Genomic DNA, 14,733 nt, shown 5'->3' with positions numbered 1-14,733 from the left:
ACCGCCCGCGCCGATCCGCCACAACCGTCGGCGTTTACATGACGGGCCTGTGCCCATATCCACGGGGATGCGGGGCAGTCGGCGCCCGCGTCGCAAGGATGCTGCCGGGATGGCCATGGACGAACTGACCGAACCCCTGATGCAGGGCAATCGCCGCGCGCTGTCCCGCGCGATCACGCTGATCGAAAGCACCCGCCCCGACCACCGCGCCCGCGCCGTGGCGCTGCTTGCCGAACTGCCCGAGCGGCAGGCGCTGCGCATCGGTCTGTCGGGCACGCCGGGGGTCGGAAAGTCCACCTTCATCGAGGCCTTCGGCAAGCTGCTGACCGGGCAGGGCCTCAAGGTCGCGGTGCTGGCCGTCGATCCCAGCTCGGCGCGGTCGGGCGGCTCGATCCTGGGCGACAAGACCCGGATGGAGACGCTGTCGCGCGATCCCAACGCCTTCATCCGCCCCTCGCCCTCGCGCGCCGAACTGGGCGGCGTCGCGCGCCGCACCCGCGAAACCGTGCGGCTTTGCGAGGCGGCGGGCTTTGACGTGGTGCTGATCGAGACCGTGGGCGTCGGGCAATCCGAGACGCTGGTGGCCGAGATGTCCGACCTGTTCATCCTGCTGCTCGCCCCGGCGGGCGGCGACGAGCTGCAGGGCGTCAAGCGCGGCATCATGGAGATCGCCGATATCGTCCTGGTCAACAAGGCCGATGGCGAGCTGCGCGAGACCGCCATGCGCACCGTCGCCGATTATGCCGGGGCGTTGCGGCTGCTGCGCAAGCGCCCCTACGACCCCGAGGGATTCCCCAAGGCGCTGCCGGTCTCGGCCTATACCGGCGACGGGCTGGACAAGGCCTGGGCCAGCATGACCTGGCTTGCCGACTGGCGGCGCGAGCACGGGCATTTCGCCAGCCGCCGGGCCGAGCAGGCGCGGCACTGGTTCCTGTCGGAACTGCGCGCCGGGCTGCTGGCGCGGCTCGACCGGCCCGAGGTGCGCGCCCGCTTGCGCGAGCTGGGCGATGCCGTGGCGCGGGGCGAGAGCGATCCCGATTCGACGGCGGCGCGGATGCTCGACTGGCTGGGCGCCGCCGAATGCGATTCGCCGATCGCCGGGCGACAGGCGCATGAGCGCCGGGCCTGACCCGCAGGCGGATGCCGGCGCGATGCTGGCTGCGCTGCTGGGGCCGCCGCACGGGGTGGCCGAGCTTGCGGCCGCCTGGATCGACACACCGCTGGGCGGCATGATCGCGGTCGCCGACCGGGAGCGGCTGCACCTGCTGGAATTCCAGGAACGCGAAGCGCTGCCGGCCGAGCTGCGCCGCCTTGCCGCCAAAGGCGGCATCGTTTCCGGCCGCACCGCCGTCACCGACCGGACCGAGGCGCAGGTCGCCGGCTATTTCGCCGGTGAACGGTCGGCTTTCGATCTGCCGCTGGCCCTGCATGGTACGGATTTCCAGCGGCAGGTCTGGCAGGAATTGCAGCGCATTCCGCCCGGCACCACCATCCGCTATGCCGAACTGGCGCGACGCATCGGCCGGCCCTCGGCGATCCGTGCCGTGGCGCGGGCCAATGGCGCGAACCAGATCGCGGTGGTGATTCCCTGCCATCGGGTGATCGGCGCGGATGGCGGGCTGACCGGCTATGGCGGCGGGCTGTGGCGCAAGCAGGCGCTGATCCGCCACGAGGCGGCGCGCGTCGCCGCCGTGGACTGCGGCGGCAGGGCGGAAAACCGGGGCAAAAAGGCTTGACGCGCCGCCCGTCTGGCTTTATCCCCCGCAAACGGATTTCCGGGCGCTGCCACGCGGCGCCCTTTCATATTGCGGGCCCACGCCCGTGCAGGATCGAATCGAAGGAACAAGATCATGTCGCGCGTTTGCGAACTGACCGGCAAGGGCCCGATGAGCGGCAACAACGTCTCCCACGCCAACAACAAGACTCGTCGTCGGTTTCTGCCGAACCTGAACGAAGTCTCGCTGCTGTCGGAAAAGCTGGGCCGCAGCTACCAGCTGCGCATCTCGGCCGCGGCGCTGCGCTCGGTCGACCACCGCGGCGGCCTCGACGCCTTCCTGGCGAAAGCCAAGGATGTCGAGCTGTCGGACCGCGCCCTGAAGATCAAGCGCGAGCTGGCGAAAGCCTGATCCGCCGGTTCCGGGAAGGGGCCAGTCGATTCGAGGCCCCCTCTTGAGACCTCGTCGCGGATGCGATGCGCCCTGCCTTCACCGGCGGGGCTTTTGCATATCCGGACCTGATCCGTCCCAGACCGGCTTGCGGGTGGGGGCGGGACCAGCGCCTGCGTCGGTCTGGCCCGCAATCGGAACGGAGCCGCCCTGTGGCTGGCGGCCGGCCCCAAGGGGTATCAACGCCGGGCTTCGGTCTCGGCGATCAGTTCCTCGACCTTCGGCCCCAGCGTCTCGACGATCAGCCTGACCCCTTGGGCCGAGGCATGCAGCCCATCGCTTTGCAGCAAGGACATATAGGCCTCGCCCGGACCGTCGTAGAGCGGCTGGTACAGGTTATCCAGCACCAGCGCCCCGTGCCGGGTGCCGAGGCGCGGCCAGATCCCGGCCCATTCCTCGCGCTGCGGGGCGTCCGCGTCGGGCAGGGCGATGCCGACCAGCAGCAGCGGCCTGCCGCCCTTGCCCGCCTGTTCGAGGATCGAATCGAGATTGTCCTCGGCCATGTCCGGGGTGAAGCCCAGCAGCAGGTCGTTGCCGCCCAGCTCGACGATCACCGCGTCGGGCTTGTGGCGGACCAGCGAATAGCCGATCCGCACCCGCCCGCCGGCGGTGGTGTCGCCGGATAGCCCGCCGTTCAGCACCACCGCGTCATGCCCCCGCGCCTTCAGCCAGGCCTGCAGTTGCGGCACCAGCCCGTCGCGGGCGGGCAGGCCGTAGCCCTCGGTCAGGCTGTCGCCGAAGGCGAGGATGCGCAACGGCGCGGCCGCGGCGACCGGGGCGACGGCCAGCGCCAGGAACAGGACAAGGGCTCTCAGGATCATCCGGCACGCCTCAATCGCAACGCGTTACTGACCACGAAGACCGAGGAGAGTGCCATCGCCCCGGCCCCCAGCATGGGTGACAATTGCGGCCCGCCGAAGGGTACCAGCCCCCCCATGGCCACGGGAATCAGGGCGGCATTGTAGCCGAAGGCCCAGAACAGATTCTGCCGGATATTGCGCATGACGTTGCGTGACAAGCGGACCGCCCGCGCCACGCCCGCCGGATCGCCGCCGACCAGCACCACCTCGGCCGATTCGATGGCGACATCGGTGCCGGTGCCGATGGCGATGCCGGTCTCGGCCGCGGCCAGCGCCGGGGCGTCGTTGATGCCGTCGCCGACGAAGACCGTGCCCGGTCCCATCTCGCGGATGGCCTGCAGCTTGCCTTCCGGCAGGACGCCGGCGGTCACCCGGTCGATGCCCAGCTTGCGGCCCACCGCCTCGGCCGTGGCCTGCACGTCGCCCGAGATCATCGCGGTCTGCAGGCCCAGCCCGTGCAGCTCGGCGATGGCCTCGGCCGCCTCGGGGCGGATCGGGTCGGCCAGCGCCATGGCGGCGGCGTGGCGGCCGTCCACCGCCAGATGCACCGGCGTCGCACCTTGCGCGGCCCAGTCCTCGGCCGCGGCGATCAGGGCGGGCGAGGCACTGACGCCGGCCTCGGCCAGCGCGGCGGCATTGCCGATCAGCAGCGCGCGCCCCTCGACCCGGGCGGAAAGCCCGCGTCCGGCGGTGGCCGCGACCGCCTCGGCCGCCGGCAGGTCCAGCCCCTTGTCGCGCGCGGCGGCCAGGATGGCGGCGGCCAGCGGATGCTCGGAGCGCGCCTCGGCCGCGGCGGCAAGGCGCAATGCCTCGAGCGGGGCGATGTCCTCGGTTTCCAGCGCGGTCAGGGCGGGCGCGCCCTGCGTCAGGGTGCCGGTCTTGTCGAAGCCGACGATGCGGGCATCGGCCAGCCTTTGCAGCGCGTCGCCGCGCCGGAACAGCACCCCCAGCTCGGCGCCGCGTCCGGTGCCGACCATGATCGAGACCGGCACCGCCAGCCCCATGGCGCAGGGGCAGGCGATGATCAGCACCGAGATTGCCGCGACCAGCGCCTGGCCCAGCGAGCCGGTCAGGATCATCCACAGCGCGAAGCTCAGCAGCGCCAGTCCGATCACCACCGGCACGAAGACCGCGGTGATGCGGTCCACCAGCGCCTGCACCGGCAATTTGGCGGCCTGCGCGTCCTCGACCATGCGGATGATGCGGGCCAGAACCGTGTCGCCGCCGGTCGCGGTGACGCGATAGGCCAGCGCGGCATTGCCGTTCACCGTGCCGCCCGTCACCGGATCGCCGGGGTTCTTGGTGACCGGCACCGGTTCGCCCGTCAGCATGGATTCGTCGATGGCGCCGCTGCCCTCGGTCAGCACGCCGTCCACCGCCACCCGCTCGCCCGGTTTCAGGTGCACGATGTCGCCGGAGCGCAGTTCGGCCACCGGGATCTCGACGATGCGGCCGTCGCGCTCGACATGGGCGCTGTCGGGCGCCAGTTCGATCAGCCGGCGGATGGCGTCGCCGGCCCGGCCCTTGGCGCGCGCCTCGAGCCAGCGGCCCAGCAGGATCAGCGTCACGATGACGGCGGCGGCCTCGAAATAGACATGCACCGAATCCGCCGGCAAGAGGCCCGGCGCGAAGGTCGCCACCGTCGAATAGAGCCAAGCCGCCGAGGCCCCCAGCGCGACCAGGCTGTTCATCTCGGGGGCGCGGCGCAGAAGCGCGGGGATGCCGATGCGGAAGAACATCCGGCCGGGCCCGGCCAGAACCGCACTGGTCAGCAGAAATTCCAGCACCCAAAGCGTGCGCTGGCCGATCGCCATATGCAGCCAGTGATGGAAGGCCGGGAAGGCATGGCCGCCCATCTCGGCGATGAAGACCGGCAGGGTCAGCGCCAGCGCGATCAGGAAGTTGCGCTTCAGCGTTGCCGCGTCGCCGCCATGGTCGTGCATGTGATGGCCGGCCTCGGCCTGCACCTGCGCGGGATAACCCTTGGCGCTTACGGTATCGGCCAGCGCCTGCGGCGCGACGGCGGGCGAATGGTGGATGGTGGCGGTGCCGGTGGCCAGATTCACCTGCGCCGCACTCACGCCCGGCATGGCGGCCAGGGCCTTTTCGACCCGGCCCACGCAAGAGGCGCAGCTCATGCCCTCGACGGCCAGCCGGGTCTGCCGGGACTCGGCCGGGTAGCCGGCTTTGGCCAGCGCCTCGACCGCGCGGGGCAGGGCCTCGGGGGTGTCGATGTGGAAATGCGCCCGGCCGGTGGCCAGGTTGACCTGCGGGTTCTGGATGCCCGGCACGGCGGCCAGGGCCTTTTCGACGCGCCCTACGCAAGAGGCGCAGCTCATGCCGGTGACGGTCAGCTCGGCGTCGTTCGTGTGAGGTTTCATGGTTTTGTCCTGTCAGAATGGCGGAAAAGACGCGATTCAGACAGGATGGGGCGGGGCCTGCGGATGCTGGGGCAGATGGTGCAGAACCTGGTGCCGCGGCGGCGTTTCCGCCGCGTCGGGGCACCAGCGCAGGGCATGGCCGTTCCCGGCCAGAACCGGCCGGGCCAGCCGCAGGCGGGCCGCGACATGACAGCGACAGCCGCGCCCGCCCCGGCCCCGGCACAGATGCGGGACGCGGGTCGCCGCCCGGCGGGGCCGGGGGGTGGGGCAGCAGGCTGTGGCGGTCGCGCTGGTCATGGCGGGCGATCCTTTCCCGATGCAAGCTAGGCACGCTGGCGGCGCGTTTCAACCGCGTCACGGCGCTTTGAGTTGATCCCGCGCGCCCGAGCGGTTAGGCGGAGACCAAGGATTCCAAGGATTCAGGACGTAAACATGAACCGCAGACAGATGCTGTTGGCTACGCTGCCGCTGGTCGCCGCGCCGACGCTGCTTCTTGCGCAGGACAAGGCGATGCCGGCCGCGCCCAAGGCCGAACCCCGGCGCGACCCCTATGCCCCGACCGAGGTCTCGATCCGCAACGATTTCGAGGTCGGCAGCATCGTCGTCGTCTCGAAGGATTTCTTCCTTTACCATGTCGTCGCGCCGGGCCGGGCAGTCCGCTACGGCGTCGCCGTCGGCAAGGCCGAGCTGGTCTGGAAGGGCCGCGCCACCGTCGGCCGCAAGACCGAATGGCCGAGCTGGAGGCCGACCCCGGCGATGATCAAGCGCAAGCCCGAGCAATACGGCAAATGGGCGGACGGCATGCCGGGCGGCCCGACCAACCCGCTGGGCGCGCGCGCGCTGTATCTTTACGACGCGCGGGGCAACGATACCTCGATCCGCATCCATGGCACGACCGAGCCGGGCTCGATCGGCCGCGCCGTCTCGAATGGTTGCATCCGCATGCGCAACGAGGCGGTGATGGCGCTGTACGAGCAGATCCCGGTCGGCACGCCGGTCTATGTCTATTAAGTGGACATCCGCCTGACATCGCTGTCGGATCCGGCGCTGTCCGGGTTCGACACCCTGATCGACACGCGCTCGCCCCTCGAATTCGCCGAGGATCACCTGCCGGGCGCCATCAACCTGCCGGTGCTTTCGGACGAGGAACGCGCCCAGGTCGGCACCATCTACAAGCAGGTCTCGCCCTTCGACGCCCGCAAGCTGGGCGGCGCCATGGTCGCCGCCAATGCCGCGCGCCACATCGCCGGGCCGCTTGCGGGGTTCGGCGGCGGCTGGCGGCCGCTGGTCTATTGCTGGCGCGGCGGCCAGCGTTCGGGCGCTTTCGCCACCATCCTGCAGCAGATCGGCTGGCGCGTCGGCCGCATCGAGGGCGGCTACAAGGCCTGGCGGGCGCTGGTGGTGGCGCGGGTCACGGCACCCGTGACGGCGCCGGTCGTGGTGCTGGATGGCAATACCGGCAGCGCCAAGACCGAGATCCTGGCGCGGCTTGCGGCGCGCGGCTATCAGGTCATCGACCTGGAAGGGCTGGCGAACCATCGCGGCAGCCTGTTCGGCGCCATGCCCGGCGGCCAGCCCGGCCAGAAACTGTTCGAGAGCCGGCTGGCCATGGCGCTGGAGGCGCTGGACCCCGCACGGCTGCTGCTGGTCGAGGCGGAAAGCTCGCGCATCGGCGATCTGAACCTGCCGCGCGGCATCTGGCAGGCGATCGTCGCCGCGCCGCGCATCCGTCTGGCCGTTCCGGTCGAGGCCCGCGCCGCCTATACGGCGCAAAGCTATGCCGAGGCCTGTGCCGATCCGGAAACGCTGGCGCGGATCGTCAACGGCCTGCGCCCGCTGCACCCGGCCGAACGGATCGAGGACTGGCTGCGCATGATCGACGCCGCCGACTGGCGCGGCTTGGCGGCGGGGCTGATGCGCGACCATTACGACCCGCGCTATGAGAAACACCGCGCCCGCCATGACGACGGGCGGGGACCGGTGGTGGCGCTGGAGAGCCTCGACGATCTGGACGGCGCCGCGGTCCGGGTCGAGGCGGTGTTGGCGGGGCTGGCCTAGCGCCGGTGGCGCGGTGCTTTGCCTCCGGCGGGGGTATTTGGCAACGGTGAATGAGGGGCGTCAGGCGCCCTGGCCAAGAAAGCGGCGCAGGATGCGTTCCAGCTTGGCCGCGCCCAGGGGTGCCATGGCCTTGGTGTGGTCGTGGCTGATCGCTTCGTCCGAGAGACCCGCGCCCATGTTGGTGATGACCGAGACGGCGGCGCAGCGCAGGCCCAGGAAACGCGCCAGAATCACCTCGGGCACGGTGGACATGCCGACGGCGTCGGCGCCCAGGATGCGGGCGGCGCGGATTTCGGCCGGGGTCTCGAAGGAAGGCCCCGAGAACCAGCAATAGACCCCCTCGGGCAGCGGGATGTCCTCGGCCGCGGCGGCGGCCTGCAGCGCGGCGCGGATTTCGGGATCATGCGCATCGGTCATCGGCACGAAGCGCGCCTCGGACGGTTCGCCGATCAGCGGGTTGGTGCCGGCGAAGGCGATGTGATCCGAAAGCAGCATCAGCGCCCCGGGCGGCATGTCGGCGCGCAGGCTGCCGGCCGCATTGGTCAGGATCAGCCGCTTGCATCCCAGCGCCTGCAACACCTCCAGCGGTAGGCGCATGACATCGGCGCGGCCGGATTCGTAGTAATGCGCCCGCCCGCCCAGGACCGCGACCCGGCGTCCCTGCAGCCGTCCGACGACCAGTTGCGGCACATGGCCCGACACCCCGGCATGCGGAAAGCCCGGCAGGTCGGAATAGGGGATCGCCACGCCCTCGACCGCCGCCGCCAGATGCCCGAGGCCCGAGCCGAGGATCAGCCCGTATTCCGGCGGCGCATCCCCGGCGCGGTCGCGGATCAGGCGGGCAAGCTCAGCGCTCCTTGACATAAGGCTCTCCTCCGGCGCGGGGCGGGATGGCGCGGCCGACGAAGCCGGCCAGGATGATGACGGTCAGGATATAGGGCAGGGCGTTCATGAACATCGAGGGCACGGTGATGATCCCCAGGTCGAGATCGGGGAAGCGGTTCGCCACCGCCTCCATCAGCCCGAACAGGAAGGTGGCGAACAGCGCGCTCCACGGCCGCCACTTGGCGAAGATCAGCGCCGCCAGCGCGATGAAGCCGCGCCCGGCGGTCATCTCCTTGACGAAGCCGGCCGAGATGCCGGTGGCGAGATAGGCCCCGGCGATGCCGCACAGCACCCCGCAGATCATCACCGCACCATAGCGCAGCCGGGTGACCGAGACGCCGGCGGTATCGACCGAGGCCGGGTTCTCGCCCACCGCGCGCAGCCTGAGGCCGAAGCGGGTGCGATAAAGCACCCACCAGGTCAGCGGCACCATGGCGAAGGCGACATAGACCAGCAGCGTGTGGCCCGAGATCAGCTCGGCATAGACCGGGCCGATCACCGGCACCGGGCGCAGGCTGTCGGCGAAGGGCAGGGTGATCTCGCCGAAGCGCGCCGCGCCGGAAAGCGAGGGCGTGCGGCCGCCCAGCCCGAAGATCTTCTGCCCCAGAAGCACCGTCAGCCCCGAGGCGAGGAAGTTGATCGCCACGCCCGAGATCAGCTGGTTGCCGCGAAAGCTGATCGAGGCGAGGCCATGCAGCCCGGCCATGGCCGCGGCGCCGGCGATGCCGGCCAGCAGGCCCAGCCAGGCGCTGCCGGTGGCATAGGCGACCGAGGCCGAGGTGAAGGCCGCCATCAGCATCTTGCCTTCCAGCCCGATGTCGAAGACCCCGGCGCGTTCGGAATACAGCCCGGCCAGGCAAGCCAGCAGCAGGGGCGTCATCAGCCGCACCGCCGAATCGAGGATCTGCAGGACCGTCGCGAAATCCATCACGCCCCCTTCCGGCGCAACGCCATGAACAGCCGTTCCAGCGGCATGCGCACCATGTTGTCCAGCGCCCCGGTGAACAGGATCACCAGCGCCTGGATGACCACGATCAGCTCGCGCGGGATGGTGGTCCACAGCGCCAGCTCGCCGCCGCCCTGGTAGAGGAAGCCGAACAGCAGCGCCGCCAGCAACACGCCGAACGGATGGTTGCGGCCCATCAGCGCCACGGCGATGCCGATGAAGCCGGCGCCTTCGACGGCGTTCAGCACCAGCCGCTCGGCCTCGCCCATGACGTTGTTCACCGCCATCAGCCCGGCCAGCCCGCCCGAGACCAGCATTGCCACCACGGTGATCCGCAGGGCCGAGATGCCGGCGTAAAGCGCGGCGGGTTCGGACTTGCCGAAGGCGCGGATCTCATAGCCCAGCCGGGTGCGCCAGATCAGCAGCCAGACCAGCAGACAGGCGGCCAGGGCGATGAAGAAGGCGATGTTCACCGGCGTGTTCTCGCCCCAGTTCAGCCCCAGCGCCTTGGCCATGCCCGACAGCTTCGGCAGATGCGTCGCCGGCGCGAAGTTGGCCGAGGCCGGGTCCATGCTGCCCACCGGGCGCAGCAGGTTGACCAGAACGTAGTTCAGCAGCGCCGCGGCGATGAAGTTGAACATGATGGTGGTGATGACGACATGGCTGCCGCGCCGGGCCTGCAGCCAGGCCGGGATCAGTGCCCAGGCCGCCCCGAACAGCGCCGCCCCCAGCATCGCCGCCGGCAGCGCGAGGGCCCAATGCGGCCAGGGCAGGGCCAGCAGCACCAGCGCCACGCCCAGGCCGCCCACCGCCGCCTGCCCTTCGCCGCCGATGTTGAACAGGCCGGCATGATAGGCGACCATCACCGCCAGCCCGGTGAAGATGAAATTCGTGGTATAGTACAAGGTGAAGCCCCAGCCATAGCTGGACCCCAGCGCCCCCTCGACCATGACCTTCAGCGCCTCGGCCGGGCTTTCCCCGATCGCCAGGATCACCAGCGCCGAGAGAACGAAGGCCAGCGCCAGCGAGATCAGCGGCGTCAGGATCACATCCGCCCATTTCGGCATTCGCTCCATCAGCTCGCCTCCCCCGGCTTTCTCTGTTGTCCAAATACCCCCGCCGGAGGCGAGCGGCCGATCATCCCGCGCCCCCGCCGGCATCGGAGCCCGGCGCCGCAGCCGGCGGAATCGCCGCCCCGGGCGGGGTGACGGCGGGGTCGACCCCGGCCATCAGGCAGCCCAGCTCGCCGGTCGTCGCCTCGCCGGGCAGCCGCTCGCCCATAATGCGGCCGTCGAACATCACCGCGATGCGGTCCGACAGCGCCGTGATCTCGTCCAGCTCGACCGAGACCAGCAGCACCGCCTTGCCAGCATCGCGCAGCGCCAGGATGCGCTTGTGGATGAACTCGATGGCGCCGATATCCACGCCGCGCGTCGGCTGGCCGATCAGCAGCAGGTCGGGATTGCGCTCGATCTCGCGCGCCACCACGATCTTCTGCTGGTTGCCGCCCGAAAAGCTCTTGGCCGCCAGGTCGGGATCGGGCGGGCGCACGTCGAAACGCTCGATCTTGCCCATGGCGTCGGCGCGGATCGCGGCATTGTCCATCAACCAGCCCCGGTTGAACTCGGGCGCGTCGTGATAGCCGAAGGCCGCGTTCTCCCAGGCGGTGAAATCCATGATCAGCCCCTCGGCCTGCCGGTCTTCGGGAACATGGCCGATGCCGGCCTGCCTGCGCGAACGCCCGTCGGCGCCCTTGCCGCTCAGCGGCAGCGGCTTGCCGTTCAGCCGGATCTCGCCCGAGATGTGGCTGCCTGCTTCCGGAAAGCCGCCCAGGATCTCCAGCAGTTGGGTCTGGCCGTTGCCGGCCACGCCGGCGATGCCCAGGATCTCGCCGGCGCGGATCTCCAGGTCGATGCCGCGCAGCCGCTCGACCTTGTCGTGATCGACCATGCGCAGGCCGCGGATCTGCAGCACCGGGGCGCCGGGGATGGCGGGCGGCTTCTCCACCCGCAGCAGCACCTTGCGCCCGACCATCAGCTCGGCCAGTTGCGTCGGGCTGGTCTCGGCGGTGCGGACCGAGGCCACCATCTCGCCGCGCCGCATGACCGAGACATTGTCGGTGATCTCCATGATCTCGCGCAGCTTGTGGGTGATCAGGATGATGGTCTTGCCCTCGTCCTTCAGGCCGCGCAGGATGCGGAACAGGTGGTCGGCCTCGGCCGGGGTCAGGACGCCGGTCGGCTCGTCCAGGATCAGGATGTCGGCCTGGCGATACAGCGCCTTGAGGATCTCGACCCGCTGCTGGTGGCCGACCGACAGCTCCTCGACCAGGGCGTCGGGATCGACCTGCAATTCGTATTCCGCCGCCAGCCGCTTCAGCTCGCCGCGCGCCCGCGCCAGCGAGGGGCGCAGCAGCCGGCCGTCCTCGGCCCCCAGGATGACGTTTTCCAGCACGGTGAAGTTCTGCACCAGCTTGAAATGCTGGAACACCATGCCGATGCCGGCACGAATGGCGGCCTGGCTGTCGGTGATGGCGATGGGCTGGCCGCCGACCAGGATCTCGCCGGCATCGGGCCGGTAGAAGCCGTAGAGGATCGACATCAGCGTCGACTTGCCGGCGCCGTTCTCGCCGATGATGCCGTGGATGGTGCCGCGCGGCACGCTCAGGTCGATGTTCCTGTTGGCCTGCACCGGCCCGAAGGCCTTGCAGATCCCCCGCAATTCGATTGCGGGGGCCGTGTCCGTCGCGCCAGCAAGCGCCATGTTACTCGACCGGGCAGGTATTGTCGGTCATGTAGTCATGCACCTTGATCTCGCCCCCGACGATGGCCTTGGTGGCGGCCTCGACGGCGGCGGTCATCTCATCGCTGATCAGCGGCTTGTTGCTCTCGTCCATGGCGACCGAAACCCCGCCCGAGGCCAGGTCCATCACCTTCACGCCGGGCTGGATCTCGGCCCCGGCCTTGAAGGCTTCATAGACGGAATTGTCCACGCCCTTGACCATCGAGGTCAGCACCTTGCCCGGGTGCAGGTGGTTCTGGTTGCTGTCGACGCCGATCGACAGGATGCCCGCATCGGCCGCCGCCTGCAGCACGCCGATGCCGGTGCCGCCGGCCGCCGCATAGATCACGTCGGCGCCCTGCGAGATCTGCGCCCTGACCAGCTCGCCGCCCTTGACCGGGTCGTTCCAGGCCGCGGGGGTGGTGCCGGTATAGTTGATGATGAGCTTGCCGTCCGGTTTCGCGGCCTTGAAGCCTTGGGCATAGCCGCATTCGAACTTGTGGATCAGCGGGATGTCCATGCCGCCGATGAAACCCACGGTGCCGGATTTCGACGCCTGCGCCGCCAGCACCCCGGCCAGATACGAACCCTGTTCCTCGGTGAAGACGATGGATTGCACGTTCGGCTGTTCGACCACCATGTCGATGATGACGAATTTCGTGTCCGGATAGTCGGGGGCGACCTTGTTCAGCACCTCGCCGAAGGCGAAGCCGGTCATGACGATGGGATTGGCCCCCGATTGCGCCAGCCGGCGCAGCGCCTGCTCGCGCATGGCCTCGGACTGCATCTCCAGTTCCTTGTAGCTGCCCCCGGTCTCGGCCTTCCAGCGCTCGGCGCCGTTATAGGCGGCCTCGTTGAAGGATTTGTCGAATTTCCCGCCCAGGTCGAAGATCAGCGCCGGATCCGCCAGCGCCGCCAGCGGCAGCAGGGTCAGGCAGGCGCCGGCCAGCAGGGATTTCATCAGGGACATGTCAGAACCTCAACCTGTTGCGGGCGATTCAGCCCGAGAATAGCCGGATTAGGGCGCAAGGGCCGGATTCCGTCAACCGTTTGTCTTGGCTGGCAGGGCGCAGCGCATCAGGATCGCGTCGAGGCCGGGGGCGTAGTAATTCCGCCGCCGGCCGGCCACTTCCCAACCCTGCCCGGCATAAAGCGCGATGGCGCCCGCATTGTCGGCCGCGACCTCCAGGAAGGCCTGCTCGGCGCCGCGCGCCCGTGACGCTGCGGCGAAATCCCCAAGCAGGCGCGAGGCGAGACCCTGCCGCCGCGCCTCGGGGGCGACGGCCAGGGTCAGCAGCTCGGCTTCGTCGGCGACGGCGCGGCCCAACAGGAAGCCCTGCGGCCGCGCCAGCAGGAAGTTCAGCGGGCTTTGCAGCAGATCCTCGAACTCGGCCGCCGACCAGGGTCGGGGATGCGCCCCGAAACAGCGCAGGTGCAGGGTGGCAAGCTGGTCGGGATTCATCTGGGGGTCATCGGGCCGTCAGGGCAGCATGACCGGGCCGCGGTCGCGGGCCGGCGCGGCATCGGCGGGACGCAGGTAGATCGGCGCCGGGCGCGGCAGGTCGGGCTGTGCCCGCCGGGCCATGGCGATGCGGGCGATGGCCTCGGCCAGCGGCATGGCCGGGGGCAGGGCGGGCGGGCCGGGCGGCAGGTCCTGCGCCAGGGCTTGGCGCGGCGCGGTTTCGGGGTCGCCGCCGGGGCCGAAATCCTGCCAGATGACCTCGCCCGAACGCGCGGGCAGCGCGACGCGGCAGGGGCGGGGCAGGCCGAAGGCCGCAGCTTCGGTTACGCCGACGCCGATGGCGGGGATGTCCAGAGACAGCGCCAGCCCGCGCGCCGCCGCGACCGCGATGCGGATGCCGGTGAAATTGCCCGGCCCGATGCCGCAGCCGATCACGTCGAGGTCGCGCCAGCCCAGGCCCGCCTGCGCCAGCACCTCGGCCAGCAGCGGCATCAGCCGCTCGGCCTGGCCGCGGGCCATGTCCTCGTGGCGCTGGGCCAGCACCCGGTCGCCTTGCAGCAAAGCGGCCGCGCAATGCGCGGCCGATGTGTCGAAGCCCAGCGAGAGCGCCTCAGCCAACGGGGCGGACCTCGGTCACTTCCGGGATGTAATGGCGCAGCAGGTTCTCGATGCCCATCTTCAGCGTCAGCGTGGAGGAGGGGCAGCCGGCGCAGGCGCCCTGCATGTGCAGGTAGACCACGCCGCGGTCGAAACCGTGGAAGGTGATGTCGCCGCCATCCTGCGCCACGGCCGGCCGGACGCGGGTATCCAGCAGTTCCTTGATCTGGTTCACGATCTCGGCGTCGGGGCCGGTCTGGTCGTTATGGCCGCTGGTGCTGGCCGGGCCCTCGATCGCCGGGGCGCCGGACTGGTAATGCTCCATGATCGCGCCCAGGACCGAGGGCTTCAGATGGTCCCAGACCGCGTCCTCGGCCTTGGTCACGGTGACGAAATCCGAGCCGAGGAACACGCCGGTCACGCCCGGCACCGCGAAGATGCGGCGGGCAAGCGGGCTGGTGGCGGCGGCATCGGCCTGCGGGAAATCCGCGGTGCCATTGCCCAGCACGGTTTCGCCCGGCAGGAACTTCAGCGTCGCGGGGTTCGGGGTGGTCTCGGTCTGGATGAACATGCGCGGGACTCCTTTGTGCCCGGATAT

16 protein-coding genes are annotated in these 14,733 nt (G+C 70.1%); 5 read left to right on the top strand and 11 right to left on the bottom strand.

Going from position 1 to position 14,733, the window contains the following annotated elements:
• The first annotated feature begins 115 nt into the window (after window positions 1-115).
• The 3 genes from meaB to rpmB all read left to right on the top strand — a co-directional run bounded on the left by meaB (window position 116) and on the right by rpmB (window position 2,126).
• Complete coding sequence (gene meaB / locus ACFOMP_RS12960) at window positions 116-1,129, top strand: methylmalonyl Co-A mutase-associated GTPase MeaB (protein ID WP_289894851.1); 1,014 nt, start codon at window positions 116-118, stop codon at window positions 1,127-1,129.
• A complete protein-coding gene (locus ACFOMP_RS12955) occupies window positions 1,113-1,736 on the top strand; it encodes a methylated-DNA--[protein]-cysteine S-methyltransferase (RefSeq protein ID WP_379031205.1) in 624 nt (207 codons plus the stop codon). Before meaB ends, ACFOMP_RS12955 begins: the two co-directional genes overlap by 17 nt.
• Window positions 1,737-1,850: 114 nt before the next feature.
• A complete protein-coding gene (rpmB, locus tag ACFOMP_RS12950) occupies window positions 1,851-2,126 on the top strand; it encodes a 50S ribosomal protein L28 (RefSeq protein WP_379031202.1) in 276 nt (91 codons plus the stop codon).
• Window positions 2,127-2,344: 218 nt separating this feature from the next.
• Here rpmB and ACFOMP_RS12945 read toward each other — a convergent pair whose 3' ends face one another.
• Genes ACFOMP_RS12945 through ACFOMP_RS12935 form a run of 3 tightly spaced genes read right to left on the bottom strand, consistent with a single transcriptional unit; the run spans window position 2,345 to window position 5,703 of the window.
• Window positions 2,345-2,986 carry an arylesterase gene (locus tag ACFOMP_RS12945; RefSeq protein ID WP_379031199.1) on the bottom strand — a complete coding sequence of 214 codons (642 nt, stop codon included), beginning with the start codon at window positions 2,984-2,986 and terminating at the stop codon, window positions 2,345-2,347.
• On the bottom strand, window positions 2,983-5,406 hold the full coding sequence (locus tag ACFOMP_RS12940; protein ID WP_379031196.1) for a heavy metal translocating P-type ATPase: 2,424 nt from the start codon (window positions 5,404-5,406) through the stop codon (window positions 2,983-2,985). The genes ACFOMP_RS12945 and ACFOMP_RS12940 overlap by 4 nt, the downstream gene beginning before the upstream one ends.
• 36 nt (window positions 5,407-5,442) lie before the next feature.
• On the bottom strand, window positions 5,443-5,703 hold the full coding sequence (locus ACFOMP_RS12935) for a hypothetical protein (protein WP_379031193.1): 261 nt from the start codon (window positions 5,701-5,703) through the stop codon (window positions 5,443-5,445).
• Between the two features lie 135 nt (window positions 5,704-5,838).
• Between ACFOMP_RS12935 and ACFOMP_RS12930 the strand changes: the two genes are divergently transcribed.
• Together ACFOMP_RS12930 and mnmH are read left to right on the top strand one after the other, a co-directional pair.
• Complete coding sequence (locus ACFOMP_RS12930; RefSeq protein WP_379031190.1) at window positions 5,839-6,417, top strand: L,D-transpeptidase; 579 nt, start codon at window positions 5,839-5,841, stop codon at window positions 6,415-6,417.
• Window positions 6,418-7,464, top strand: a complete 1,047-nt coding sequence (gene mnmH, locus ACFOMP_RS12925) for a tRNA 2-selenouridine(34) synthase MnmH (RefSeq protein ID WP_379031187.1) — start codon at window positions 6,418-6,420, stop codon at window positions 7,462-7,464.
• 60 nt (window positions 7,465-7,524) lie between these two features.
• Here the strand turns inward: mnmH and ACFOMP_RS12920 are convergent, their stop codons facing one another.
• From ACFOMP_RS12920 to ACFOMP_RS12885, 8 genes are all read right to left on the bottom strand, one after another.
• Window positions 7,525-8,328 (bottom strand): purine-nucleoside phosphorylase, encoded by an 804-nt coding sequence (locus ACFOMP_RS12920; RefSeq protein WP_379031184.1) that lies wholly within the window; start codon window positions 8,326-8,328, stop codon window positions 7,525-7,527.
• A complete protein-coding gene (locus ACFOMP_RS12915; protein ID WP_379031181.1) occupies window positions 8,312-9,277 on the bottom strand; it encodes an ABC transporter permease in 966 nt (321 codons plus the stop codon). The genes ACFOMP_RS12920 and ACFOMP_RS12915 overlap by 17 nt, the downstream gene beginning before the upstream one ends.
• Window positions 9,277-10,371 carry an ABC transporter permease gene (locus ACFOMP_RS12910; protein ID WP_289893139.1) on the bottom strand — a complete coding sequence of 365 codons (1,095 nt, stop codon included), beginning with the start codon at window positions 10,369-10,371 and terminating at the stop codon, window positions 9,277-9,279. The genes ACFOMP_RS12915 and ACFOMP_RS12910 overlap by 1 nt, the downstream gene beginning before the upstream one ends.
• Before the next feature lie 61 nt (window positions 10,372-10,432).
• Window positions 10,433-12,058, bottom strand: a complete 1,626-nt coding sequence (locus ACFOMP_RS12905; RefSeq protein ID WP_379031177.1) for an ABC transporter ATP-binding protein — start codon at window positions 12,056-12,058, stop codon at window positions 10,433-10,435.
• Between the two features lies 1 nt (window position 12,059).
• Window positions 12,060-13,046 carry a BMP family lipoprotein gene (locus ACFOMP_RS12900; RefSeq protein ID WP_379031174.1) on the bottom strand — a complete coding sequence of 329 codons (987 nt, stop codon included), beginning with the start codon at window positions 13,044-13,046 and terminating at the stop codon, window positions 12,060-12,062.
• 72 nt (window positions 13,047-13,118) lie between these two features.
• A complete protein-coding gene (locus tag ACFOMP_RS12895) occupies window positions 13,119-13,538 on the bottom strand; it encodes a GNAT family N-acetyltransferase (protein ID WP_289893142.1) in 420 nt (139 codons plus the stop codon).
• 18 nt (window positions 13,539-13,556) lie between these two features.
• Entirely contained in the window at window positions 13,557-14,156 is a 600-nt protein-coding gene (tsaB, locus tag ACFOMP_RS12890) for a tRNA (adenosine(37)-N6)-threonylcarbamoyltransferase complex dimerization subunit type 1 TsaB (protein ID WP_379031171.1), read from the bottom strand.
• The gene (locus ACFOMP_RS12885) at window positions 14,149-14,706 is read right to left on the bottom strand and encodes a NifU family protein (protein ID WP_379031168.1); all 558 of its coding nucleotides are present in this window, start codon (window positions 14,704-14,706) and stop codon (window positions 14,149-14,151) included. The genes tsaB and ACFOMP_RS12885 overlap by 8 nt, the downstream gene beginning before the upstream one ends.
• Window positions 14,707-14,733: the final 27 nt, after the last annotated feature.

It is taken from the genome of Paracoccus simplex (assembly GCF_042648325.1).
In the GTDB taxonomy this organism is placed as follows: Bacteria; Pseudomonadota; Alphaproteobacteria; order Rhodobacterales; family Rhodobacteraceae; genus Paracoccus; species Paracoccus simplex.
This window is presented reverse-complemented; position numbering and strand designations above follow the sequence as displayed.